Consider the following 24,581-nt stretch of genomic DNA (forward strand, 5'->3'; position numbering starts at 1 on the left):
TTACTCTTTGCGGCGCAGGGTTCGGATCATAGCACCGGGGTTGCGGCTTAACCACGCAACAACTGTGTGGGATAGAGGTTCCAGAGCTGTTTGGAATAAATCAGGGTGCCAATATCAGTTGTCCGGCTACCGTGAACATCATCAACGCCACGACCAGATCAAGGATTCGCCAGGTACTCGGCCGGGCCAGCCATGGCGCCAGCCATGCCGCACCCAGCGCAAGGGTGAAAAACCACAACAGCGAAGCGCTCGCAGCACCGATCACATAAGCCCCCGGCACCGATTGCTGCGCGCCAAGAGAGCCGATCAGCAACACGGTATCCAGATAAACGTGCGGATTGAGCAAGGTCACAGCCAGCGCACTGAGCATCACCGCGCGCAGCGAACGCACCGCCTGGTTTTCACCCTGATGCAGGCTCTGTTTCGAGCAGGCCCGGCGCAGCGCCTGACTGCCGTACCAGATCAAAAACGTCGCGCCGCCCCAACGGGCAATCGCCAGCAGCGTCGGGTTCTGCGCCAGAATCGTCGCCAGCCCGAACACCCCGGCTGCGACCAGAATTGCATCGCAGACCACGCACAATGCAGCCACCGGCAAATGGTGTTCGCGGCGCAGGCTTTGGGCCAATACAAACGCGTTTTGCGTACCGATCGCCATGATCAGCCCGAACGCCACCAGCAAGCCGTTCACGTAGCTTTGCCACATAACCGTTACTCCGCGTTGGCTGCCAGATCGCGCAGCACGTGCATGGCGCGTTCGGCGTCGGCCTGACCGACAAACAAATGGTCGTGGTAGTAACCGGCGATCACGTTGCAACTGATCCCGGCTTCGCCCAGAGCCGTGGCGAATGCGGCGGTGAGGCCGACGGCTTGCAGCGCCGAGTGCACGTTGAGGGTGATCCACGCGGCGACATAGTCGAAGCTGAAACCGGCCTGTTGTGCGACGGATCGCTCGAGAATCACGGTCAGGCCTTCCTGCTCACGGAAGCTGCCGACGATCTCCAGGCCGTGCGGCAACGGGCCGTCGGGCAGGGTGCAAAACACGTATTCGCCGCTGTTCAGTTGCGGGCTCATGCTGCGCAGCAAGGTGGTGAGTGAAGTTTCGCCAGTCATGAAAAGTGTTCCTGAATAAAGAGTGCTCGCTGGCTATTCTCCGGTTCAACGCTGTATAAGAAAAACCAATAGTGCTCATCGCTCATTAGGAAAACTGATGTTCGACTACAAATTGCTTTCCGCTCTGGCCGCCGTGGTCGAGCAGGCCGGATTTGAACGCGCCGCGCAGGTGCTGGGCCTGTCGCAATCGGCGATATCCCAGCGGATCAAACTGCTGGAAGCGCGGGTCGGCCAACCGGTGCTGGTGCGCGGCACGCCGCCCGCACCAACGGAAATAGGCCGGCGTCTGCTCAACCATGTGCAGCAAGTGCGCCTGCTTGAACGCGACTTGCAAACCCTGGTGCCGGCGTTGGACGAAGAGGGGCTGCCGGAGCGCCTGCGCATCGCGTTGAATGCCGACAGCCTCGCCACCTGGTGGGCCGAAGCGATTGGCGATTTTTGTGCCGAGCAGCATCTATTGCTGGATCTGATCGTCGAAGACCAGACCGTCGGCCTCAAACGCATGCGCGCCGGGGAAGTGGCCGCCTGCCTTTGCGCCAGTGAGCGACCGGTCGCCGGTGCCCGCAGCGTGTTGCTCGGCGCGATGCGTTATCGCGCGCTGGCCAGCCCTGCGTTCATCGAACGGTATTTCCCCGATGGCGTTCGCGCCGAACAACTGCCGCGCACGCCAGCGTTGGTGTTCGGACCGGACGATTTTCTCCAGCATCGCTATCTGGCCTCGCTGGGTGTCGACGGTGGATTCGAACACCATTTATGCCCGTCCTCGGAAGGCTTTCTCCGGCTGACCGAAGCGGGACTGGGCTGGGGGCTGGTGCCGGAACTGCAAGTGCGCGACCAACTGCAACGCGGTGTGTTGCGCGAACTGTTGCCAGATAAACCGATTGATGTGCCGTTGTACTGGCATCATTGGCGCAATGGCGGTCAGCTGCTGGGCTTGCTGACCGAGCAATTGGTGCGCGCCTCAGCGCAATGGCTGGTGCCCTGGAAGCAGGCATGAGCGTCAAGCAAGCGCTGCGTACCGTTTTAAACTTGCAGCTGGAAGCTTGATGCTTGAGGCTGCTTTTCTGTTGGAGTTTTGCATGAAAATTCTGGTCACCGGCGCAAGCGGCTTCATTGGCGGACGCTTTGCGCGTTTCGCCCTGGAGCAGGGGCTGGACGTGCGGGTCAACGGTCGCCGGGCCGAGAGCGTTGAGCATCTGGTGCGGCGGGGGGCCGAGTTTGTCCCTGGCGATCTGACCGACCCTGAGCTGGTTCGCGAACTGTGTTCCGACGTCGAAGCCGTGGTGCATTGTGCTGGTGCCGTCGGACTGTGGGGCCGTTATCAGGACTTCCATCAGGACAATGTGCAAGTCACCGAGAACGTCGTCGAAGCCTGCCTGAAGCAACGCGTCCGGCGTTTGGTGCACCTGTCGTCGCCATCGATCTACTTTGATGGCCGAGATCACCTCAATCTGACCGAAGAGCAAGTGCCCAAGCGCTTCAAGCATCATTACGCCGCGACCAAGTATCTGGCCGAGCAAAAGGTCTTTGGTGCGCAGGAATTTGGTCTTGAAACCATTGCCCTGCGCCCGCGTTTCGTCACCGGTGCCGGTGATATGAGCATCTTCCCGCGCCTGCTGAACATGCAGCGCAAGGGCCGACTGGCGATCATCGGCAATGGCCTGAACAAGGTCGACTTCACCAGCGTGCAGAACCTTAACGAAGCGATGCTCAGCAGTCTGCTGGCCGCCGGTTCGGCGTTGGGCAAGGCTTACAACATCAGCAACGGCGCGCCGGTGCCGCTGTGGGATGTGGTCAATTACGTGATGCGCAGCATGGAAGTCCCACAGGTCACCAAGTACCGTTCCTACGGACTGGCCTACAGCGTCGCGGCACTCAACGAAGGCGCCTGCAAACTCTGGCCGGGCCGTCCGGAGCCGACGCTGTCGCGGTTGGGGATGCAGGTCATGAAAAAAAATTTCACCCTCGACATCAGCCGCGCCCGGCATTATCTGGACTACGATCCGAAAGTCAGTCTGTGGTCGGCGCTGGATGAGTTCTGCGCGTGGTGGAAAGCACAGGACATTCGTTGAAACGATTCGGCCGGGCGGCAATGAACCGCACCACAGGTTGAGGGTCAATCCCTGCGGCTGCGGCGGTTATACTTCGCAGCATTTAGCCATCACCGCGTTTCACAAAGGTTGCCTCAATGTCCATGCGTAATGATGCCCACGACGATTTCGACGATGTCCCGAGCCTGCGGGCCGACACCTTCGACGACGATGACATTCCGACCACCGCCCGCACCTCGGTACACTCGCGCACACCGCCGGTGGTCAAGGTCAAGGCTGCCAGCACCGGGCCTTTGTGGGCATTGGTCGGTGCGCTGTTCTTTGCTTTCATCGGCCTGGCCTGGTGGAGTTTCCAGCAGATTTCGCTGATGGAGCAGCAGTTGGTTGCGACCCAGGAAAGTTTCGCGCGGATCAGCGAAGAAGCGGCGGGGCGTCTGCAGGACATTTCCGGCAAGGTGGTGGCGAGCCAGACTAACGTCACCAGTGACAGCGAAGCCTTGAAGCTGCAGATCAAACAGCTCGAAAGCAAGCTGCTCGATCAGAGCAAACAGCAGCAGGGTGTGGCCGGACAGACCAGTGACCTCGACAAGCGGCTGGCGCAAATGACGGCGCAGACCACCGAGCAGCAGAACGCCAACACCCAGTTGCAGGCGCAGGTCAAAGCCTTGTCCGCAGAGCTGGCGACGCTGAAAAGCACCCCGGCCGATACCAGCAAGGTCGACGCCCAGCTCAAGGGTTTCGACGCACAGTTCAAGAGTCTCGGCGCTGATATTGCCGCACTGAAAAAGCAGGGTAACCCGAGTGCGGCCATTGACCGTCTGGAGCAGGACATCGTTGTCCTCAAAAGCCAGCAGGACAATCGTCCGGCAGCCCCGCAAGGTGGCGCGAACACCGCCGAGTTCGACGCCTTTCGTGCGCAGATGACGCGCAACCTCAATACCCTGCAGGCGCAAATCCAGAATCTGCAGCAGCAGATCAACGCGCGTCCCTGAGGGGAAACAGCGGTGGTGAGGGATTCCTCGCCACCGCCACCCGCGACATTTTCAGAAACGCTCTGAATATCCATACATCAGCCCAAGCCGTCTACGCTCTTGAAACACCAACAAGAACGAGGGATGCGTCATGGGGTTTGTGCATAAATTCGCCTGTCTCTTGATGTTATTGGCCGGTCTCGGCCAGGTTAACGCCGCAACCAGCGCCAAGGACGACAGCCAGGCCGCCATCGCCTTGCTGGAAAAAGCACTGGCCTACTATCACGACAACGGCGACAAGGCGTTTGCTGCCTTCAGCCGTCAGGGCGAGTTTGTCGACAAGGATCGCTACGTGTTCGTGGTCGACACCAAAGGTGTGATGCTCGCCAGCGGCGGGCCTTCTTCGGCACTGATTGGCCGCGATGTCAGCGAAGTGCTCGGGCCGGATTTGCAGAAAGCGTTCAAGCAAGCGTTGAGGGTGCCCGAAGGCAACGGCATCCAGCAGGCCGAATACCGTTGGCAGAACTGGGCCGATGGCAAGGTCGAACGCAAGCATGTGTTCTATCAGCGCATCGGCGAGCGGATTCTCGCGGTCGGTTATTACCTGCCCCGGGCGTCTGCCGAACAGGCCAGGACCCTGTTGGATAAAGCCGCAACGGATCTGGGCAAGGACGAAAAGGGCACGCTGACCGCGATCAACTCGCTCAAGGGCGGTTACCTGCAGGATGACCTGTATGTGTTCGTGGTTGACCTCGACACCCAACGCTACGTTGCCCACGGCACCAATCTGCGCCTGATCAACACCGACTTCGGCAAGATCAAGGACCCGGAAGGCAAACCGGTGGGCGAGCCGATTCTGGCGCTGATCGGCAAGCAGGATGAAGGCGAATATGAGTACCGCTGGAAGAACCCGGTGACCGGCAAGGTCGAGGACAAACATGCCTACCTGAAAAAAGTCGGGCATTTCCTCGTGGCGGTCGGTTACTACAGTCCTTGAATGAACACTGTCCCCCCTGTGGGAGCGGGCTTGCTCGCGAAGGCGTCGTGTCAGATTACATCATGGTTGAATGACACAGCGCTTTCGCGAGCAAGCCCGCTCCCACAAGGGGGCGGTGTTTCGGTCGTTATTTCGCGCCGTGCTCACGCCCGCGCAGCAGGTTGTTCGGCATCGCAACCGCTGCAACCAGCCCGAGCAATGACACTGCCGCGCTCACCCAGAGCAAATGCCGGAACGTTACCAGCAACTCCGCACGCAAAGCGTTTTGCGCATCCCCCGGTGCCGCATTCAGACCATCGAGCAACACGTTGCCGCTATGCCCTTCGCTCATCAGCGAACTGCTCGCCAGGTGGGCAAAATTCGAATCCTGCAGGAACGCCAGCAACAGCGCCGACATCAATGCCACACCCACCGCGCCACCGAGGGAGCGGAACAGATTGGTGGTGCTGGTGGCCACCCCGATGTCGCGTTGTTCCACCGAGTTCTGTGTGCCGACCAGCGATGTCGGGAACTGCATGCCACCGGCAATCCCACTGAGCAGCATGAACAAACCGCTGACCAGCGTCGCCTCGGGCGGGCTGAAGGCCATGCCGAGAATCGAGATCGGCATCAGTATCGCGCCGGTCAGAATCTGCGGTTTGTAGCGACCGGTGATCGAGGTGCGACGGCCAGCGAAGTAAGCACCAATCGGCAACCCCATCGCCAATGGCAGCAAGTGCAACGCAGCGCTATCAGCCCCGGCACCGGTAACGCTCTGAAAGCGCAACGGCATCAGTACGATCAACGAAATCGCCTGGAAACTGGTGAAGAAAATCGTGCACCAGCACAGCAGTGCATTGCGGTTGGCGAACAGGTGCATCGGCAGCAACGGTTCCCGTGCCCGACGCTCATGCCAGACAAACACCGCCAGCACCACCACCGCGCAAGCGAACAAGCCGAGCACTTCGCCGCTGCGCCACGAATGACCCTGACCGACCTGGGTGATGCCCAGCAGCAGGGCAGTCAGACCGATGATCATCAACAGCGTGCCGAGGTAATCGATGATCGGTTTGCGCTGCGGAATCGGCAGGCCACGCAGATTACGGCGCGCCACCCACCAGGCACCGAGGCCGAGTGGCAGGTTGATCAGAAACACCCAGCGCCACGACAGGTACTCGGTCATGTAACCGCCCAGCACCGGACCGGCGACGCTGGCCACCGCGTACATGCTGCTGAAGTAGCCCTGATAGCGCCCGCGTTCACGGGGCGGCACGATGTCGCCGATGATCGCCTGGCTCACCGAAATCATCCCGCCTGCGCCAATACCCTGAAGAATCCGCGCCAGCACCAGTTGCTCCATGCTCTGCGCCATGCCGCAAAACAGCGAGGCCAGGGTGAACAGGCCCATGCCGAACAGCATCAGTTTGCGCCGACCGTACAAGTCGCCGAGCTTGCCGTAGATCGGCACCGCGACCGTCATCGCCACCATGTACCCGGAAATCACCCAGGCCAGCAGACTGACATCCTTGAACTGAGCCGAAATGGCCGGCATCGACACGGCGACGATGGTTTGATCGAGAGCGCCGAGGAAAATCGCCATCATCAGCGCCACCAGGACGCTGCGAATGGCCGGTTTGGGCGTTTCGGGCTGATTGAGATGGGTCACGGGCAAAACCTGCGGGCAGTGAGAGTCCCGCAGATCGTCAGGCGAGCGGGGGATGCTCGCCAGTGTAAGTCGATAGGAAGCTATTCGATAGCCTCATAAGGAAGCCCGACGTAATTTTCTGCAATGGTTTTTCGCCCCGCCTCTGAGCTGACAAAGTAGTCCAGTTCCGAGGCGTTGATGCGCTGGCTGAAGTCATCGTGATCGTCGAAGCGGTGCAGCATCGAGGTCATCCACCAGGAAAAGCGCTCCGCTTTCCAGACGCGACGCAGGCAGATTTCCGAGTATTTCTCCAACAGCTCAGTGCGACCCTCGCGGTAGACCTTCAACAGAATATTGAACAGTGTGCTGACATCGCTGGCGGCCAGATTCAAACCCTTGGCGCCAGTGGGCGGAACAATGTGCGCGGCGTCGCCGACCAGAAACATCCGCCCGTACTGCATCGGCTCAACGACAAAACTGCGCAGCGGCGCGATGCTTTTTTCGATTGAGGGTCCGGTGACCAGATTCTCGGCAAGCGTCTCAGGCAAACGACTTTTCAATTCATCCCAGAAACGCTGATCGCTCCAGTCATCGACATTTTCTTGCGCCGGCACTTGCAGGTAATAGCGGGTGCGCGTCGCCGAACGCATGCTGCACAAGGCAAAACCGCGCTCATGACGGGCGTAAACCAATTCGTCATGCACCGGCGGCGTGTCGGCAAGAATGCCCAGCCAGCCGAACGGATAAACCCGCTCGAACACTTTCAGGCAATCGGCCGGAATCGACTGCCGGGCGACGCCGTGGAAACCGTCGCAACCGGCGATGTAGTCGCAGTCAACGCGCCAGATCTCGCCGTCCTTTTCGAAAGTGACAAACGCCTCGTCGCTTTTCATGCCATGGGGAACGACATTGCTCGCCTGGTAAATTGTCGGCGCACCAGCCTCCCGACGAGCGGCCATCAGGTCGCGGGTGACTTCGGTCTGGCCGTAGATCATCACGGTCTTGCCGCCGGTCAAGGCGTGCAGATCGATGTGCACTTGTCGCCCGTCCAGCGCCAGAACGAAACCGCCGTGGACCAGTCCTTCGGCGTCCATGCGCTGACTCACGCCAGCCTGGCGCAACAGCTCTACCATGCCTTGTTCAAGCACACCGGCGCGGATGCGGCCGAGCACGTAATCGGGTGTCTGACGTTCAAGGATCAGGGTGTCGATGCCGGCGTTGTGCAGCAACTGGCCGAGGAGTAAACCGGACGGGCCGGCGCCGATGATGGCAACTTGGGTTTTCAGCGTTTTCATTGTTTTTATGACTCGCAAGCTTCACGCGGCAAGTGCCGGCGAATGTTTTTTATGGATCGAGTGCTTGCATTTTTCCCTTGCGGGTCTGTCAATTGAAGGTGAAAACTGAGCCGATTCCTGTACTTTCTGCCAATCGGTGCGATTATCGCCCACAACCCCGAGGCCTGGATTGAAGTGATGAACAAGCCTGAGCTGCCCTCGATTCCAGTGTTCAAGCTCTACGGTGAAAGCCTGGACTGGCCGACCCCCGACTTGCTGCACTGTGAAACCATTTCCTCACGCAGCCGCGAACATCAATGGGAAATCAAACCCCACCGCCATGCTGATTTGTGCCAGTTGCTCTTCGTCTTCAAAGGTCAGGCAGAGCTTGAGATCGAAGGTCAACGCACGCTGCTGGAAACCCCGGCCATTCAAGTCCTGCCGCCGCTGTCGGTGCATGGCTTTCGTTTTTCCGAGGACGTTGAAGGTTTCATCGTCACCCTCGCTACACCCCTGATCAACCACTTGCAGGCGCAACTGGGTGACTCGGTGCACGCTCTGGCCCACGCGGAAAACTACCCCGCCGGCAAGGACGGCGATTATCTCAACAGCCTGTTTACCGCGTTGCAGACTGAATACAACGGCCATCAACCGGCGCGGGAAATGCTCATGCATTCGCTGGTCAGCGTAATCATGGTCTGGGTCAGTCGTCAGGCCATCGTGCGCCACAAAGCCAGTCAGCGCCCGCAGCGCCAGCGCGAATACCTCAACGGGTTTATTCAATTGGTCGAAGAGACTTACCGCCAGCATGTGAAGGTTGAAGACCTCGCGCATCGGCTGGGGATTTCGGTATCGCACCTCAACGGCACGTGCCGTGAACTGGCGGGGCAACCGGCGTTGCAGATCATGCATGAACGGCAGTTACTGGAAGCCAAACGCTTGCTGACTTACACCAGCATGACCATTTACGAGATGTCGGAGTTGTTGGGGTTTTCCGATCCAACCAACTTCACGCGCTTGTTCCGGCGTCGCGTTGGGATTTCGCCAAAAGCGTTTCGCGACCGCCTCAAGGCCGAACAGTAGTTTCATCACCGCTGCAAAAACCTGTGGGAGCTGGCTTGCTCGCAAAGGCGTCCGGTCAGCCGACATCGCTGCTGAATGACACTGCGCTTTCGCGAGCAAGCCCGCTCCCACAGGATCACATTCCAGCTTGATGAATCAGCGCAACGCGTTGAGCGTGGCGTTGTGCGGAATGCAGCGCTCGAAATTGCAGCTCGCGTACTCTCTGGGCAACTGCCGCAATTGCTCGACACGCCAGGCAGCGGTGCCATACAGCGCCAGCGTGGCGGCGCAGGTGATGAAAATCGCGAAGTACCTTCTTGTTTTGATGTTCATGGCGTAGACCTCTGAACGCATACCCTGCGGTATTACTTTCAGCATAGGTCAGCGGCGCGGAGTTGCCAGCGAGTGCGCTCGAGGATTTACCCCGTTATTCAGAACATTGATAACCCCTGTGGGAGCGGGTTTACAGATCAACGTCCCATTGTGGATTTTCAGGAAAGCGCTCGACGAGAAAATCCAGCATGCTGCGCAGCGCCGCCGGCATGTGCTTGCGTGAGGCGTACACCGCATAGATGTTCATCCGCCGTGGCTCGGCATGGGATAACAGGCGCACCAGTTCACCACTGTGGATATGCACGCCGGCCTGATAGGTTGGCAGCATCGCGATGCCGGCGCCGGCCAGGGTCGCGCGCAGCAGGGTGCTCGCCTCGTTGGCGCTGATATTGCCTTGTACCGGCACCGACACCGGCTCGCCATCCTCCTCGAAATGCCACAGGCTCTTGCCGAAGTACGAGTGTGTCAGGCAGTTGTGTCGGCTCAATGCCTCCACCCGCTGTGGCAGTGGATGCTCCTGCAGATACGCGGGCGCGGCGCAGACCACCGAGCGACACACGGTCAGGCGCCGGGCGATCAGGTTCGGATCGAGATCGTTGCTGGTGCGGATCGCCAGATCAATCCGTTCATCCACCAGGTTCACCGTGCGGTCGAGCATTTGCATGTCGATGCTGACGCCGGGGTAGCGCTTGACATACGCGGCCATGGCATCGGCCAGTTGCGCCTGACCAAACGAAGTACTCACGCTGATCCGCAGCAATCCGCGCGGCGCATCATCGGGTTCGCTGACGGCGGCCTGCATGTCCGCCGACAGTTCGAGCATCTGCCGGCAGCGCGGGAGCATTTCGCTGCCGGCGGCGGTCAGGCTCAACTTGCGTGTGGTGCGGTGCATCAGCCGGGCGCCGACCCAGTCTTCGAGCTCCGACAGATAACGTGAAACCACCGGACGCGAAAGGTCCAGATGATCGGCTGCGGCTGACTGGCTGCCCAGGTCCACCACTGTCACAAACACCCGCATTGCCTGGAGACGATCCATGATTTGCCCGCTTTCAGAAACAAACTATGTCCAAGCATCGCATTTTTTGTACTGACTCAGGCAACTAAGCTCTGTCCCATCGCCAGACAAGGCATTCGGACACCGGAGCAACAGATGATCGGCTTCACCCTAATCAAACGTGTTTTACTCGCCAGCGCCGCACTGGGTTTTGTGGCTCATGCCGCCGCGGCCAACCTGACCCTTGATGTCTACAACCCTGGCACTGAAGCGATATTCCCGGTGACGTCGGTGCTGGTCAGCGGCGAGAAGGACGCAATCCTCGTCGATGCGCAATTCGGCAAGTCCCAAGCCGAGCACGTCGTGGAAAAGATCCGCGCCAGCGGCAAGCACCTCACCACCATTTACATCAGCCACGGTGACCCGGATTACTATTTCGGCCTCGACACGCTGACGCAAGCGTTCCCCGACGCGCAAGTGCTGGCCTCGCAGCCGACCGTCGATCACATCAAGCAAACCGTCAACGGCAAACTCGCATTCTGGGGCCCGAAAATGGGTGCCGATGTGCCGGCCAAAACCATCGTGCCGGGCGTGCTCAAAGGCGATAGCCTGATGCTCGAAGGGCAGAAGTTGCAAGTGATCGGGCTTGACGGCAAACAGCCGGATCGCAGCTTCGTCTGGATTCCGTCGCTCAAGGCTGTGGTCGGCGGCGTGGTGGTGGCCGAGAACATCCACGTGTGGATGGCCGACACCCAGACCGCGCAATCCCACGCCGACTGGCTGGAAACCCTGCACTCGATTGAAACCCTGAAGCCGAAAGTCGTCGTACCCGGCCACTATCTGGGTAACAGCAGTCTCTCGCTGGCGAGCGTGAAATTTACCGCTGAGTACATCAAGGCTTTCGACAGCGAAACCGCCAAGGCCAAAGACTCCGCCGCACTCATCGCCGCGATGAAAAAGCGCTACCCGACATTGGGCGAAGAAAGCTCGCTGGAGCTGAGCGCGAAAGTCGCCAAGGGCGAAATGCAGTGGTAAGCCGAATCTGAACAAGCAGCACTCTCAAGCCAACTGGAGAATGTCATGAGCAAGATCGCAATCATTGGAGCCACCGGTCGTGCCGGTAGCCAATTGCTGGACGAAGCCCTGCGTCGTGGTCATAGCGTCACCGCTATTGCCCGCGACACGTCGAAGATCGGCGCCCGCGCCGGTGTGGTCAGCAAGAATGTCGACGTGCTGGATACGGCCGCGTTGCAGGATGCGGTGGCCGGTCACGATGTGGTGATCACCGCTGCGCATTTCGCCACCGTTGCTGCGAGCGCTATTGTCGGGCCGGTGAAGCAGGCCGGCGTGAAGCGTCTGTTGGTGGTGGGCGGTGCGGGTTCGCTGTTGCTGCCGGATAACTCCCGAGTGATCGACAGCGCGGGTTTCCCGGCCGAGTACAAAACCGAGGCCAGCGCGGGTGCGGCCTTTCTCGATGCACTGCGTCAGGAGAAGGATCTGGATTGGACCTTCTTGTCGCCATCGGCAGAGTTTGTTGAAGGTCAGCGCACGGGTGCATTTCGCGTCGGCAAGGATCACTTGCTGGTGAGCAGCGAGGGGCGCAGCTGGATCACCTTTGCCGATTACGCGATTGCGCTGATCGACGAACTGGAAACACCGAAGCATTCGCGCCAGCGTTTTACCGTGGGTTACTAATTGCAAATGTGGGAGCGGGCTTGCTCGCGAAGGCGGAGTGTCAGTCGATGTAAATCTCGACTGACTCGCACGCTTCGCCAGCAAGCCCGCTCCCACATTCATGACGTGTCCGTTCAGCGGGTATGTGCCTGCTCAACCAGCCAGATCATCAACTCTTCAAGCTGTGGCGAAGCCTCGATCCCCGGTGGCATCACCACGTAATATGCCAGCCCCGTCTTCACCTTCAGCTCGAACGGCATCACCAGCCGCCCCGCGCGCAAGTCATCGCCAATCAACGACCAGTCCCCTATCGCCACCCCCGTCCCGTGCGATGCCATCGACATCGCCTGATCCAGCGTCTCGAAATGCTGGCCGCTGCCGATGTTGCTCAGTTGTAATTCGGCTGCGTTCAGCCACACCGACCAATCCTGAATATCGTGAGTGGGGTGTAGCAACAGATGCTGTTGCAGATCCGCCGGCGATTCCAGGGCTGGCGTACCTTTGAGCAACAGCGGCGAACACACCGGCGTCAGTTGCTCGTCGAACAGGTGCAGGGCGCCCGGTGAATGATCGGGCGGCGGCCCGTAAATCACGGCCGCGTCAAACTGCTCACGCTGAAAATCCACCCCGTGTTGCAACGACGCCGTGAGCTTCACCGGCACGTCTGGGCGCTCCTTTTGCCATTGCAGCAAACGCGGCAACAGCCAGCGCATCACGCAACTCGGTGCCTTGAGTTGCAGCGTTTCACGTTGCAGGCCGATCTGCTCGGTCGCTTCGCTGATCAGGCTGAAGACTTTTTCCACGCGCGGCAACCATTCACGTCCTTCTGCGGTCAGCGCCAGGCCGCGGGCGAGGCGGATGAACAACGGATACCCGAGATGCTCTTCGAGCCCGGCAATCTGCCGGCTCACTGCACCTTGGGTGATGTGCAGTTGCTCGGCGGCGCGAGTGAAGTTGCAGCACTGCGCGGTGATCAGGAACGTGTGCAGGGCGGGCAGGGGCGGCAGGCGTTTCATGGCGATCCGAGGTATGACGTGAGGACATGGCTAGTATGACTTTTAATCGATTGTTGCGGCTACCTGCCGACCGTTCCAATGAAGCCATTCCACGGATCATTGTGGGAGCGGGCTTGCTCGCGAATGCGGTTTCACATTCAGCTACCCAGTGGCTGACACACCGCTTTCGCGAGCAAGCCCGCTGCCACATGGGTTCGGTGTTTCAATCGAACAAGAAGGGCAATCGACATGGCGACGTGTGGCGAAGTACTGGTCAAGTTACTCGAAGGTTATGGGGTCGAGCAGGTGTTCGGCATTCCCGGCGTGCATACCGTCGAGCTGTATCGCGGGCTGGCGCGTTCGAGCATTCGTCACGTCACCCCACGGCATGAGCAGGGCGCCGGGTTCATGGCTGACGGCTATGCACGCACCCGCGGCAAACCTGGCGTGTGCTTCATCATCACCGGCCCGGGCATGACCAACATCACCACCGCTATGGGCCAGGCCTATGCCGATTCGATCCCGATGCTGGTGATCTCCAGCGTGCAATCGCGCAGCCAGTTGGGCGGCGGTCGCGGCAAGCTGCATGAATTGCCGAACCAGAGCGCGCTGGTTTCCGGTGTTGCAGCGTTCTCGCACACCTTGATGTCCGCCGCTGAATTGCCGGTGGTGCTGGCGCGTGCATTTGCCTTGTTCCAGGCCGGTCGTCCGCGCCCGGTGCACATCGAAATCCCGTTGGACGTGCTGGTCGAAAACGCTGATGACTTGCTCGCCAGCGTGCCGGTCAATATTGACCGCGCCGGCGCTGCGCCAACTGCGGTCAAGCGCATGAGCGAATTGCTCGCCGGCGCCAAACGTCCGCTGATTCTCGCCGGTGGCGGTGCCATTGATGCAGCACCGGAACTGACCCGACTTGCCGAGTTGCTCGACGCGCCGGTGGCGTTGACCATTAACGCCAAAGGCATGCTGCCGTCCAGCCATCCGCTGCTGATCGGCTCGACCCAGACGCTGGTCGCGACCCGCGCGCTGGTCGCCGAGGCTGACGTAGTGCTGGCCATCGGCACCGAACTGGCCGAGACCGATTACGACGTCACCTTCGCCGGCGGCTTCGAGATTCCCGGCAAACTGTTGCGTATCGATATCGACGCCGATCAAACCGTGCGCAACTACCCGCCGCACGTCGCTCTGGTGGCCGATGCGCGCAACGCTGCACAGGCATTGCTCGCGGCGCTGGCGCCGAAAAAACTCGACGAACGCCGCAGCGATTGGGGCCAGGCCCGCGCCGGCAAACTGCGCGCTGAACTGGCCGCGAGCTGGGACGCGCCGACCCTCGCGCAAACCCGTTTCCTCGACATCGTCCTGGATGAGCTGCCGAACGCGGTGTTCGTCGGCGACTCGACGCAACCGGTGTACACCGGCAACCTCACGTTCAACCCGGATCACCCGCGCCGCTGGTTCAATGCCTCGACCGGTTACGGCACGCTCGGCTACGCCTTGCCAGCGGCGATTGGTGCCTGGCTGGGTGGCCAGCTTGACCAGGGCGCACGCCCTCCGGTGGTGTGCCTGATCGGCGATGGCGGCTTGCAATTCACCCTGCCGGAACTGGCCAGCGCCGTTGAAGCGCAGGTGCCGGTCATCGTCCTGTTGTGGAATAACCAAGGCTACGAAGAGATCAAGAAGTACATGGTCAACCGTGCCATCGAACCGGTGGGCGTGGACATCTACACCCCGGATTTTGTCGCTGTGGCCAAGGGCCTCGGCTGCGCGGCGCAGGCCATCAGCAGCATCGAGCAACTGCGCACCGCGTTGCGCTGTGCCACCGATCGTCAGGGCCCGACACTGATCGAAATCGACCAGAGCCAATGGATGCAGGCGGTGGCGCAATGATCAGTTTCCCAACCACACTCGACGGCCTCTACATCAATGGTCAATGGTCGGCGGGCAGCGAACATCTGCGGGTGATCAACCCGGCCACCGAAGCGCTGTTGACCACGGTCAATGGCGGTGACGAGCATGCCGTTGATCAAGCGATTATGGCTGCCAGCGAAGCCTTCAAAACCTGGTCGCAAACCAGCGGCGCCGAACGCGGTGCGATCCTGCGCAACATCGCCAACGGCGTGCGCAATGGTCGTGATCACTTGATGAAGTTGCAGTCGAGCAACAATGGCAAACCGCAGTTCGAAGCGGGCATTGACGTCGATGACGTGATCGCCACGTTCGAATATTACGCCGAACTCGCTGAAGGCCTCGACGCCAGACAGGACAGCAAAGTGCTGCTGCCCAGCGATGATTTCAGCGCACGCCTGCGCCGCGAACCGTGTGGTGTGGTCGGGCTGATCGTGCCGTGGAATTTCCCGATGGTCACCACCGCATGGAAGCTGGCACCGGCCCTGGCGGCGGGCTGCTGCGTGGTGCTCAAACCGTCGGAGGTGACACCGCTGCCGGAGCTGGAACTGGCGGCGATCATCGCCGAATCGGGTCTGCCGAACGGCGTGTTCAACCTCGTCTGCGGCACAGGGCTGGCGGTCGGTGCACCGTTGTCGGCGGACCCGCGCATCGCCAGGATTTCCTTCACCGGCAGCAACGCGGTCGGCGTGCAAGTGATGCAGCGCGCAGCGGAAACGGTGAAAGGCGTCAGCCTGGAACTGGGCGGCAAATCTTCGCTGCTGGTGTTGGCGGATGCCGACATCGATCTGGCGGTTGAACTGGCCTGCGGTGGTGCGTTTTTCAACGCCGGGCAGATGTGTTCGGCCACCAGTCGCGTGCTGGTGGCTGAGTCACTGGAAGAGGAATTTCTCACTCGCTTGCACAAGCGTGCGCGGTCCATTCGCGTGGCCGATCCGTTCGATGCGAACGTGGAGATGGGCGCGCTGGTCAATCAGGCGCAGTACCAGCGCGTGCTCGGACACATTGACCGTGGGCTGAGCGCCGGTGCGCGGTTGCTCTGTGGCGGCAATCGTCCGGCGAATCTGCCGCGCGGCTATTTCTTGCAGCCGACGGTGTTCACCGACGTGCCGCTGGACAGCGCATTGTGGTGTGAAGAAATTTTTGGGCCGGTGCTGTGCGTGCGCAGTTTCAGCCGCGAAGCCGAGGCGATTGCGCTGGCCAATGACACGCCGTTCGGCTTGGTGGCGAGTGTGGTGACGGGCGATGCCGTAGCGGCGGATCGCGTGGCAAATGCCTTGCAGGCGGGGATGGTGTGGATCAATGCGCCGCAGGTGATTTTCCCGCAGGCGGCGTGGGGCGGGTACAAGCAGAGCAGTATTGGTCGCGAGCTAGGGCCTTGGGGGTTGGCGGCGTTTCAGGAGCTCAAGCATGTGATCCGGGCGGTTTGACTGGACTGGCCCCTTCGCGAGCAGGCTCGCTCCCACATTTGGAATGCATTTCCCTGTGGGAGCGGGCCTGCTCGCGAAGGGGGCTTCAGCCGCCATACACATTGCGGATCAGACCGACAATCGCAACCGCGCCAGATCCCGCAATGGCGGCGCACCAAACAGCCGGCTGTATTCGCGGCTGAACTGCGACGGACTTTCATACCCCACCCGATACCCCGCCGCCGACGCTTCCAGCCCTTCGGTCAGCATCAAGCGTCGCGCCTCTTGCAGGCGCAATTGCTTCTGATACTGCAACGGGCTCATCGCGGTCATCGCCTTGAAGCGGTGATGCAAGGTCGACACGCTCAGGTTCACTTCCTTCGCCAGATCATCGATACGCAGCGGCTGCTCGAAGTTGCCGTTGAGCCATTTGATCGCCTGACTGATTCGATGGCTTTGGCTGTTGGCGATCGCGATCTCATACAAACGGTGGCCCTGCGGACTGCGCAGCAGGCGATACAAGATCTCGCGGCGAATCAGCGGCGCGAGCATGGCGATGTCTTTCGGGGTATCGAGCAGGCGCGCCAGACGCAGCACGGCATCGAGCATCGAACTGTCGATCTGCTCCACATACAGGCCACGCCCGGTAGGGCGGGTCGGCACGCCCATCGGCCCGGCATCGGCGATCAGTGCGGTGATTTCCGTCGGATCGATGTCCAGGCGCACGGCGAGGATCGGATCATCCGGCGAGACATTGACCACGCGCCCGCTCAACGGCATCGAAACCGAGACCACCAGGTAATTCAGCGGATCGTAATTGAAGAACTCGTCGGCCAGCCGCACCTCTTTGCGTCCCTGCGCCATGATGCACAACGCCGGTTGCGCGAGCACCGGTGCGAAATCGTGGGATTGTGTGTGGCGTGACATGTACAGCGAGCCGATGGCGGTCTCGTAGCTGCCATCGTCGGTGGTGTTGCGGCGGATGATCGCCGCCAGTTCCGCGCGCTGCTTTTCCATGTCAGCGGTGGGTTCGGCTTGAAAACGATCGAATGACGTCATGCACGGCATCCTCGGCAAGAGAGGTGGAATGGAGCAGAGCATATGTTTGTGCAAGCGCCAGCGGTAGACACATCCTGCGAGATGCTTGCCTGATTCTGCTCGGACTGGCGTGCGTGCCCAGCCATAGCAGGACGCAGAGCCGCAAACTTGCTTGATACGCCGTATGACAAACGTGTGACGCAGTTTTACAGGTTGTTACAGGTCCTGTGTGCAGTCTCGCAGGATTGTGCAACGCGGCAGCAGGAATCGACTAACGGCCTCTGGCGCGTGGCCCTTAACCTTTGATCCTGTTGCAGCCCGTCCCTTGGCTGCCACGCGACTCCCTGGGAGGGTTGAACATGTCCAAGCAGATTCCCGTCAGTCATATGGCCTTCGTTCGAGCGCGTGCCGGACGTTCGGCGGAACTCGGTGTGCGCCTCAGCGCGTTGATCGAACCGTCGCGCAACGCCCCCGGTTGCCTGAGCTTTGCCTTGCAGCATTCGCAGTGTGATCCTGAGTTGTGGCTGGTCTCCGGGTTCTGGAGTAATCAGCAAATGATGACCGCATATTTCAACAGCCCGTCGATGGAAATCTTTGCCGAGCTGGTGCAGGAGCTGGTGGTCAACAGTCTGGACTTCCACACCTTCAAGGATGTGTCGGCGGCACAAGCCCTCGGTCAATGCCCGGCGCCGGTACACAAACTCGCCGGTTGAGGGTTTAATGTCCGGCTTCATCAGCAGAGCCGGGACTTGTGACATGGCACGTAAAGAGTTCGAACATTTCGAAGCAGTATCCGCAGTCGTTCCCGTCGAGTTGGGCGGCAACAAGGGTTATCACGCGGCAATCGCGGTCAAGGCCCTGGTCGACGGCGGCGCGCCGCGCTTTCACAAACTGCTGGGCGACCAGGTGTTTCCCGGCGCCATCGCTGCCGACGATGCGGCCATCACAGAGCTCGACCGCCTCAAAGGCGTCACTGATGACGCCGAGCTGATCTGGTAACGCCTTACTTGTTTGCGCCCGGACGCCACATCTTGAACAGGGCTTCAGGCCCCAACTGGAAATAGTCCGCCGGCCCGCCGCCGCGCAGAATCGGTTCTGCCGCGGCGGTGTCGTAGATGCCGTCCTTGAGCAGCCACTTGGCGATATGCACGGCGACCACTTCGCCGAGGATCAGCCAGCTCGGCACCGTTTCGCCATCGGCGCGCTGCAACTGAATGATCTGGGTGACCTTGCATTCAAAGGACACCGGGCTTTCGGCCACGCGCGGCACCGAAATCACTTTTGACGCCACTGTCGTCAATCCTGCCAATTCGAATTCATTGACCTGCGGCGCGACCATCGCGCAGCTCTGGTTCATCTGCTCGGCCAACGGACGGGTGGCGAGGTTCCAGGCGAACTCGCCGGTTTGTTCGATGTTGTTCAGGCTGTCTTTGCGTCCGACGCTGGAGAAACCAATGATCGGTGGAATGTAGTTGAAGGCGTTAAAGAAGCTGTACGGCGCGAGGTTCAACTGACCGTTGGCATCCTGCGAAGAAATCCAGCCGATGGGGCGCGGGCCGACGATGGCGTTGAACGGATCGTGGGGCAGGCCGTGGCCGTTGGCGGGTTCGTAGAAGTGAATGTCATCGGGCATGGTGGGTGGTCCTGGAGAGAGCAGAGTCAGGTGGGCAATAGTGCAAGTACACGCCGCATATTTCCAGCCAGACACCAATATTCCAGCCTATGAAATGCCCCTGTGGGTTTCAAAAAATTATCACATTCCAGAAATGACTAAGCCCGGCCGAGGCCGGGCTGTGGGAGGACTGTTGATACTTAGCTGATGGCAGCGGCGGTGCCGGTTTTGTCGAAACCATCGGCAGCTACGGCTTTGCCAATATTGGTTTTATCAAAACCGTCAGCGGCGTAAGTGCCGGTGTGGCTGGTTTCGATGGCAGCGCTGGCGCCGTTGATGAAGTCGGCGGATCGGGTTTTGTCCGAGCCATCGGCAGCGAAGGTATTGGCAGCCAGTACGGACAGGGTCAGGGCGAGGATCAGTTGGGTTTTCATGTCGTTTACTCCAGATTCTGTGGGGATGTGTCTTGCATGGGTTTAATGCTACGCCAATTAAGTTGATTAAAAAGCGCAAAATAATGCTAAAAACAATCGATTAACTTGATATTAAGGGCGGCGCGTTAAAATCGCTTTCGTCGTCGGAGCGAGCGTCGCGCAGGTCATCGATCAGGTGATTGCAGATTGAGGGGGCAGCATTAATTAGCGATTAATCGCTGTTGGCCGCAGGTGAGGGATTTTTCATGCTTGCGAGTTGGCCTGATTGATCTGGAGCCGGGGTGGACCCTTCGCGAGCAAGCCCGCTCCCACGGAGGAATGCATTCCAGTGTGGAAGCGGGCTTGCTCGCGAAGAGGCCCTTACAGCCACCGTTGCAGTGGCTGTGGTAACCCGATCAGTCAGTCACGATCCGCGAATGTTTCTGGGTGTCTTTCATGGTGATGTACACCAGCAACGATACCGCGATGCAGGCGGTCACGTACCAGTAGTAACCGGTTTCCATGCCGATGCTCTTGAACCACAGCGCGATGTATTCAGCGGTGCCGCCAAAGATCGACACGGTCAGTGCGTAGGGCAGGCCAACGCCCAGGGCGCGGATTTCTGTCGGGAACAGTTCGGCTTTAACTACCGCGTTGATCGAGGTGTAGCCGCTGACGATGATCAGCGCCGCCATGATCAGGAAGAACGCGCCCCACCAGGTCTGGACGGTGTGCAGGGTCATCAGGATCGGCACGGTGAAGATTGTCCCCAGCACGCCGAAGGCGATCAGGATCGGACGGCGACCGATCTTGTCCGAGAGGCCACCGATGATCGGTTGCAGGCACATGAACAGGAACAGCGTGGCGGCGGAAATGGTGGTCGAGTCGGAAATGCTCATGCCGACGGTGTTCACCAGATATTTCTGCATGTAGGTGGTGTAGGTGTAGAACGCCAGGGTGCCGCCCATGGTCAGGCCGACCACGGTCAACAGCTCTTTGGGGTGGCGCAGCAAGGTGCGCATGGCGCTTTCCTTGGCCTTCTCTTTCTTGGTGAACGACTCGGTTTCTTCCATGCCACGACGCAGGTACAGCGCCACGACTGCGCACAGTGCGCCAATGGCGAACGGAATACGCCAGCCCCACGCGTACAGCTCTTCGGTGGTGAGGAAATTCTGCAACACGATCAGCACGCCGAGGGCGATGAGCTGGCCGGAGATCAGGGTCACGTACTGGAAGCTGGAGAAGAAACCGCGACGATTCCTGGTGGCCATCTCCGACAGATAGGTGGCGGAGGTGCCGTACTCGCCACCGACCGACAGGCCTTGCAGCAGACGCGCGAACACCAGCAGGATCGGCGCACCGACACCGATGGTTTCATAACCGGGGCTGAGGGCGATGATCAGCGAGCCGAAGCACATCAGATAAACCGAAGCCATCAGCGCTTTCTTGCGTCCGACCTTGTCGGCGTACAGGCCCATCAGCCAGCCACCGATTGGCCGCATCAGGAAGCCCACGGCGAAGATCGCGGCGGTGTTGAGCAGTTGTGCGGTGGTGTCGCCTTTGGGGAAAAACGCTTTGGCGAAGTACAGCGAGAAGGCCGCGTAGACGTACCAGTCGTACCACTCGACCATGTTGCCGACGGAGCCGCTGAAGATCGATTTGATCCGGCTCGCGGTGCTTTTTTCTTTGGCCGGCACGGCAGCCGACCCAAGGGGCAGGGCGTTGGAGTTATCCATTGAAGGAACCTTCGTTTAATTGTTTTTGTGGAGCGCGTTAAAACGCAGCCTGCGAGGGCTATAGCAGAAGGTGTGCCAACGGGGAGAGGGCCGGTTTAGAGGGGGGGACGGGATTGGGTGAGCGGTTTTATGCCGATGGATCGGATTGTGTGAGCGGATTTCCGCTTATAGGGGCGAAGGTCAAAAGCCCCTCGCCCCCTTGGGGGCGGTCCGACGTTTCGGGAGGGCTGTGGTGAGGGGGAAAGATATCAGCCAACCAGAAAATCCCAAGCCCGCCTCAGTCGCTCAGAAACATCTCCCGACTCAACCCATGCCGCTGCATCTTTTCATTGAACGTGCGGCGCGGCAGTTGCAGTTCCTCGAGCACCGCTTTCACGTCGCCCCTGTGCCGGGTCAGCGCTGCGCGCAAGCACTGCGCCTCGAACGCCTCCTGCTGCGCCGCCAGCGATTGCCCCGGATCGATCCCCAGCGCCGGTTCGTCCAGCCCCAGCACTTGCCGTTCGGCCACGTTCGCCAGTTCACGGACATTGCCCGGCCAGTCATGGCTGAGCAAGTGACTCAGCTGTGCGCCAGATAACGGTGGAAAGGTCCGGCCGAGGCGCTGCGCCGCAGCCTGGGCAAAGGTTTCGAACAGCAGCGGAATGTCTTCACGGCGATCGCGCAGCGCCGGCAGACGCAATTCGGCGACGTTCAAGCGATAGGCCAGGTCCTCACGAAAACGTCCGGCCCGGGCTTCGTCGAGCAAGTCAGGTTTGGTCGCCGCGACGATGCGCAAGTCCACGCGAATGCTCTGGTTCGAACCCAGCCGTTCAAGCTTCTGCTCCTGCAGCACGCGCAGTAGTTTCACCTGTTGGGCCAGTGGCATGCTCTCAATCTCATCGAGGAACAGCGTGCCGCCATCGGCGTATTCGAGCTTGCCGATGCGCTTGCCCGAGGCGCCGGTGAACGCGCCGCTTTCATGGCCAAACAACTCGGCCTCGAACAGTTGCTCGGGGATCGCCGCGCAGTTCAGTGCCACGAACGGCTTGTGTGCGCGAGGACCGAAATCATGCAGGCAACGGGCAACCAGTTCCTTGCCGCTGCCGGTTTCGCCACGGATCAGCACGTTGACTGGCAATGCCGCGAGATCCAGCACTTGCCGACGCAAGGTCTGCAACCCCCGTGATACCCCGAGCAAAGTCGCATCGAGTCTGGCGCGGTTGTCGGCCTGTTCGTGCAGGGCGCGGTTTTCCAGCACCAGACGGCGTTTGTCCAGCGCCCGCCGCAAACTGCCAAGCAGGGTTTCCGGGCTGAACGGTTTCTCCAGAAAATCATAAGCGCCGTCGCGCATGGCTTCGACTGCCATCGGCACGTCACCGTGGCCGGTGAGCAGAATCACCGGCAGATCGGCGTCACGTTTTTGCACCTCGGCCAACAGCGCCAGTCCGCCCATGCCCGGCATGCGCACATCACTGAGGATCACTCCAGCGAAGTGCGCGGGCAGGGCGGCGAGGCATTCTTCGGCGCGGCTGAACAGTTGCACTTCGAAACCCGACAGGCTCAACCACTGTTCGACGGCGCTGCGAATGCTGCTTTCGTCATCGACGACCATTACCGAGGTCAGCATCAGATATGGGCCTCCAGATCAATCGGCAGCGCGAGGCTGAACACGGCGCCGCTCGCGCTGTTTTCGGCGCTCAGACGCCCGCCGGATTCATGGGCGATGGCGAACGAAACCGCCAGTCCCAGGCCCAGGCCGTCGCCCACCGGTTTGGTGGTGAAGAACGGGTCGAACACCTGGCTCAAATGATCTTCGGCGATGCCGCCGCCATTGTCACTGACGCTCAGCCGCCACAATTGCTCGTCGGCTTCCAGGCGGATTTCCAGACGCTTGCACGGTTTGTCCTGCATGGCATCCAGCGCATTGCGCAGCAGGTTGATCAGCACCTGTTCGAGGCGAATCGCATCACCGCGAACCCAGGCCGGACGCGTCAGGTGCAACACCAGACTGACCTGTTCGTCGCGCAGCCGCGCATCGAGCAGTTGCAAGGCTTGATCGACCACCGTCGCCAGATCCAGACGCTCGCGCAAACCGCTCGGGCTTTTGCGGGCGAAGGTCTTGAGGTGACCGGTCAGGGCGGCCATGCGCGAGAGCATGTCGTCCACCGGTTTCAGCGCTTTGTACGCGTCATCGACACGGCCATGTTCGAGCAGCAGGCGCAAGGTCGCCAGTTGCATGCGCTGGGCGGTCAGCGGTTGATTGATTTCGTGCGCGAGCGCGGCGGACATCTGCCCGAGCGCGGCGAGTTTGGCCGATTGCACCAGACCGTCCTGCGCAGTGCGCAAATCGCGGGTGCGTTCCTCGACCAGTTGTTCAAGCTCTTCGCGGCTGCGCTGGCGCATCTTCGCCAGACGCCAGCGCTGGTTGAGGAACAGCAGCAGAAATACCAGCGCCAGCCACACGCCGGCAGCGGCGAGCCCGGCGTTGCGCAAGTCTTCGAACGCCACTTGCGGATGGCGCAGCAGATGCAGGGTCCAGCCTTCGGCGGTCAGCGGTAGCGACTCCCACAGATAATCCGCCGTGCCTTGCGGGCCCTCGACCCGGCGCAAATCACTGTTGTCGTCGAAGCGGCGCAGCGACAGATGCGTCAGCGGCAGCAGGGCCTGTTTGTCGTATTGGCGGGTGGCCTTGATCTCGGCCATGTCACTGGCGCTCAAGGGCCGCAGTGAGCGATAGCGCCAGCCCGCCTGGTTGGCGATGAAGATGATTCCGCGAGCATCGCTGACCAGCAACGTGTCACTGCCCTGGCTCCATTCGCGCTCCAGTTCGGGGAATTCGAGCTTGACCACCATCGCCCCGAGGAACTCTTCGTTGTCGCCGAGCACCGCGCTGGAGAGGAAGTAACCGGGAATCCCGCTGGTCACGCCCACCGCGTAAAAGCGTCCGGTGCCCTGGGTGCGGGTCTGGCTGAAGTAAGGGCGAAAACCGTAGTTGTGCCCGACGTAGCTGCTGGGCAGACGCCAGTTGCTGGCGGCAACGGCCAGGCCGCTGTGATCGAGCAGCTCAAGGGTCGAGGATTGCGCCGCGCCATTGATCTTTTCCAGTTTCAGATTGAGTGCCGCTTGCTCTTGGGCATCGACGGTCCCGCTGAGCGCCGCGCGCAGTTGCGGGTCCAGCGCGAGTACGGCGGGCAAGGCGCGATAACGGTCGATCAGGGTGTGCAGCGAATTGGCGTACAGCGCCAGTTGCTGGTTGGCACGGGCGGCGTCTTCTTCCAGCGCCTGACGTTCTGCGTGGCGGATGGCGAAGGTTGCGGCGAGGGCGGCACCGGCAATGATCAGCAGGGTGTACAACGACAAACGCAAGGTACGGGAAGTCGGCAGCATGCTGGTAACGGATGGCA

24 protein-coding genes are annotated in these 24,581 nt (G+C 60.6%); 11 read left to right on the forward strand and 13 right to left on the reverse strand.

What is annotated here, in order from left to right:
• Positions 1-100 precede the first annotated feature (100 nt).
• Together AACY19_RS07000 and AACY19_RS07005 are read right to left on the reverse strand one after the other, a co-directional pair.
• Positions 101-703 (reverse strand): LysE/ArgO family amino acid transporter, encoded by a 603-nt coding sequence (locus tag AACY19_RS07000; RefSeq protein ID WP_339449271.1) that lies wholly within the window; start codon positions 701-703, stop codon positions 101-103.
• A 5-nt stretch (positions 704-708) separates the two neighbouring features.
• Positions 709-1,110: an ACT domain-containing protein gene (locus AACY19_RS07005; protein ID WP_339449272.1), complete on the reverse strand. Its 402-nt coding sequence runs from the start codon at positions 1,108-1,110 to the stop codon at positions 709-711.
• 97 nt (positions 1,111-1,207) lie between these two features.
• Here AACY19_RS07005 and AACY19_RS07010 point away from each other — a divergent pair, with 97 nt between their 5' ends.
• The 4 genes from AACY19_RS07010 (at position 1,208) to AACY19_RS07025 (ending at position 5,129) form a co-directional block, all read left to right on the forward strand.
• The gene (locus AACY19_RS07010) at positions 1,208-2,107 is read left to right on the forward strand and encodes a LysR family transcriptional regulator ArgP (RefSeq protein ID WP_339449273.1); all 900 of its coding nucleotides are present in this window, start codon (positions 1,208-1,210) and stop codon (positions 2,105-2,107) included.
• 82 nt (positions 2,108-2,189) lie between these two features.
• Positions 2,190-3,182 (forward strand): NAD-dependent epimerase/dehydratase family protein, encoded by a 993-nt coding sequence (locus AACY19_RS07015; RefSeq protein ID WP_339449274.1) that lies wholly within the window; start codon positions 2,190-2,192, stop codon positions 3,180-3,182.
• 116 nt (positions 3,183-3,298) lie between these two features.
• Entirely contained in the window at positions 3,299-4,153 is an 855-nt protein-coding gene (locus tag AACY19_RS07020) for an ATPase (RefSeq protein ID WP_339449276.1), read from the forward strand.
• Positions 4,154-4,283: 130 nt separating this feature from the next.
• Complete coding sequence (locus AACY19_RS07025) at positions 4,284-5,129, forward strand: cache domain-containing protein (RefSeq protein ID WP_339449278.1); 846 nt, start codon at positions 4,284-4,286, stop codon at positions 5,127-5,129.
• 127 nt (positions 5,130-5,256) lie between these two features.
• On the opposite strand, the gene AACY19_RS07030 is transcribed toward AACY19_RS07025, so the two are convergent.
• Positions 5,257-6,774: an MDR family MFS transporter gene (locus tag AACY19_RS07030; RefSeq protein WP_339449280.1), complete on the reverse strand. Its 1,518-nt coding sequence runs from the start codon at positions 6,772-6,774 to the stop codon at positions 5,257-5,259.
• Positions 6,775-6,854: 80 nt separating this feature from the next.
• Positions 6,855-8,039, reverse strand: a complete 1,185-nt coding sequence (gene pobA / locus AACY19_RS07035; protein ID WP_339449617.1) for a 4-hydroxybenzoate 3-monooxygenase — start codon at positions 8,037-8,039, stop codon at positions 6,855-6,857.
• Between the two features lie 186 nt (positions 8,040-8,225).
• On the opposite strand from pobA, the gene AACY19_RS07040 reads away from it, so the two are divergent.
• Entirely contained in the window at positions 8,226-9,110 is an 885-nt protein-coding gene (locus AACY19_RS07040) for a helix-turn-helix domain-containing protein (RefSeq protein ID WP_339449282.1), read from the forward strand.
• A gap of 135 nt (positions 9,111-9,245) precedes the next feature.
• Here AACY19_RS07040 and AACY19_RS07050 read toward each other — a convergent pair whose 3' ends face one another.
• Together AACY19_RS07050 and AACY19_RS07055 are read right to left on the reverse strand one after the other, a co-directional pair.
• Positions 9,246-9,422: a hypothetical protein gene (locus AACY19_RS07050; RefSeq protein ID WP_008085463.1), complete on the reverse strand. Its 177-nt coding sequence runs from the start codon at positions 9,420-9,422 to the stop codon at positions 9,246-9,248.
• Positions 9,423-9,552: 130 nt separating this feature from the next.
• Complete coding sequence (locus AACY19_RS07055; protein ID WP_339449284.1) at positions 9,553-10,458, reverse strand: LysR family transcriptional regulator; 906 nt, start codon at positions 10,456-10,458, stop codon at positions 9,553-9,555.
• 114 nt (positions 10,459-10,572) lie between these two features.
• Here AACY19_RS07055 and AACY19_RS07060 point away from each other — a divergent pair, with 114 nt between their 5' ends.
• A complete protein-coding gene (locus AACY19_RS07060) occupies positions 10,573-11,451 on the forward strand; it encodes an MBL fold metallo-hydrolase (protein WP_339449286.1) in 879 nt (292 codons plus the stop codon).
• A gap of 45 nt (positions 11,452-11,496) precedes the next feature.
• Positions 11,497-12,111, forward strand: coding sequence for an NAD(P)-dependent oxidoreductase (locus AACY19_RS07065; protein WP_339449288.1), 615 nt, complete (start codon positions 11,497-11,499; stop codon positions 12,109-12,111).
• Between the two features lie 113 nt (positions 12,112-12,224).
• Here the strand turns inward: AACY19_RS07065 and AACY19_RS07070 are convergent, their stop codons facing one another.
• Complete coding sequence (locus AACY19_RS07070; protein WP_339449290.1) at positions 12,225-13,106, reverse strand: LysR substrate-binding domain-containing protein; 882 nt, start codon at positions 13,104-13,106, stop codon at positions 12,225-12,227.
• Between the two features lie 228 nt (positions 13,107-13,334).
• Between AACY19_RS07070 and AACY19_RS07075 the strand changes: the two genes are divergently transcribed.
• Positions 13,335-14,972 (forward strand): 5-guanidino-2-oxopentanoate decarboxylase, encoded by a 1,638-nt coding sequence (locus tag AACY19_RS07075; RefSeq protein ID WP_339449292.1) that lies wholly within the window; start codon positions 13,335-13,337, stop codon positions 14,970-14,972.
• On the forward strand, positions 14,972-16,420 hold the full coding sequence (locus AACY19_RS07080) for an aldehyde dehydrogenase family protein (protein ID WP_339449619.1): 1,449 nt from the start codon (positions 14,972-14,974) through the stop codon (positions 16,418-16,420). The genes AACY19_RS07075 and AACY19_RS07080 overlap by 1 nt, the downstream gene beginning before the upstream one ends.
• A 108-nt stretch (positions 16,421-16,528) precedes the next feature.
• On the opposite strand, the gene AACY19_RS07085 is transcribed toward AACY19_RS07080, so the two are convergent.
• Positions 16,529-17,458, reverse strand: coding sequence for an AraC family transcriptional regulator (locus tag AACY19_RS07085; protein WP_339449294.1), 930 nt, complete (start codon positions 17,456-17,458; stop codon positions 16,529-16,531).
• Between the two features lie 338 nt (positions 17,459-17,796).
• Here AACY19_RS07085 and AACY19_RS07090 point away from each other — a divergent pair, with 338 nt between their 5' ends.
• Together AACY19_RS07090 and AACY19_RS07095 are read left to right on the forward strand one after the other, a co-directional pair.
• On the forward strand, positions 17,797-18,150 hold the full coding sequence (locus tag AACY19_RS07090; protein ID WP_339449296.1) for an antibiotic biosynthesis monooxygenase family protein: 354 nt from the start codon (positions 17,797-17,799) through the stop codon (positions 18,148-18,150).
• A gap of 43 nt (positions 18,151-18,193) precedes the next feature.
• Positions 18,194-18,436: a hypothetical protein gene (locus tag AACY19_RS07095; protein ID WP_339449300.1), complete on the forward strand. Its 243-nt coding sequence runs from the start codon at positions 18,194-18,196 to the stop codon at positions 18,434-18,436.
• Positions 18,437-18,440: 4 nt separating this feature from the next.
• Here AACY19_RS07095 and AACY19_RS07100 read toward each other — a convergent pair whose 3' ends face one another.
• From AACY19_RS07100 to AACY19_RS07120, 5 genes are all read right to left on the reverse strand, one after another.
• Positions 18,441-19,070, reverse strand: coding sequence for a flavin reductase family protein (locus AACY19_RS07100; protein WP_339449302.1), 630 nt, complete (start codon positions 19,068-19,070; stop codon positions 18,441-18,443).
• A gap of 179 nt (positions 19,071-19,249) precedes the next feature.
• Positions 19,250-19,483, reverse strand: coding sequence for a hypothetical protein (locus AACY19_RS07105; RefSeq protein ID WP_339449304.1), 234 nt, complete (start codon positions 19,481-19,483; stop codon positions 19,250-19,252).
• Positions 19,484-19,878: 395 nt separating this feature from the next.
• A complete protein-coding gene (locus tag AACY19_RS07110; RefSeq protein WP_339449306.1) occupies positions 19,879-21,198 on the reverse strand; it encodes an MFS transporter in 1,320 nt (439 codons plus the stop codon).
• Between the two features lie 277 nt (positions 21,199-21,475).
• Complete coding sequence (locus AACY19_RS07115) at positions 21,476-22,804, reverse strand: sigma-54-dependent transcriptional regulator (RefSeq protein ID WP_339449308.1); 1,329 nt, start codon at positions 22,802-22,804, stop codon at positions 21,476-21,478.
• Entirely contained in the window at positions 22,804-24,564 is a 1,761-nt protein-coding gene (locus tag AACY19_RS07120) for an ATP-binding protein (protein WP_339449310.1), read from the reverse strand. Before AACY19_RS07120 ends, AACY19_RS07115 begins: the two co-directional genes overlap by 1 nt.
• Positions 24,565-24,581 lie beyond the last annotated feature (17 nt).

Origin of the sequence: Pseudomonas sp. EA_5y_Pfl2_R50 (assembly GCF_963970475.1) — a bacterium.
Lineage (GTDB): Bacteria > Pseudomonadota > Gammaproteobacteria > Pseudomonadales > Pseudomonadaceae > Aquipseudomonas.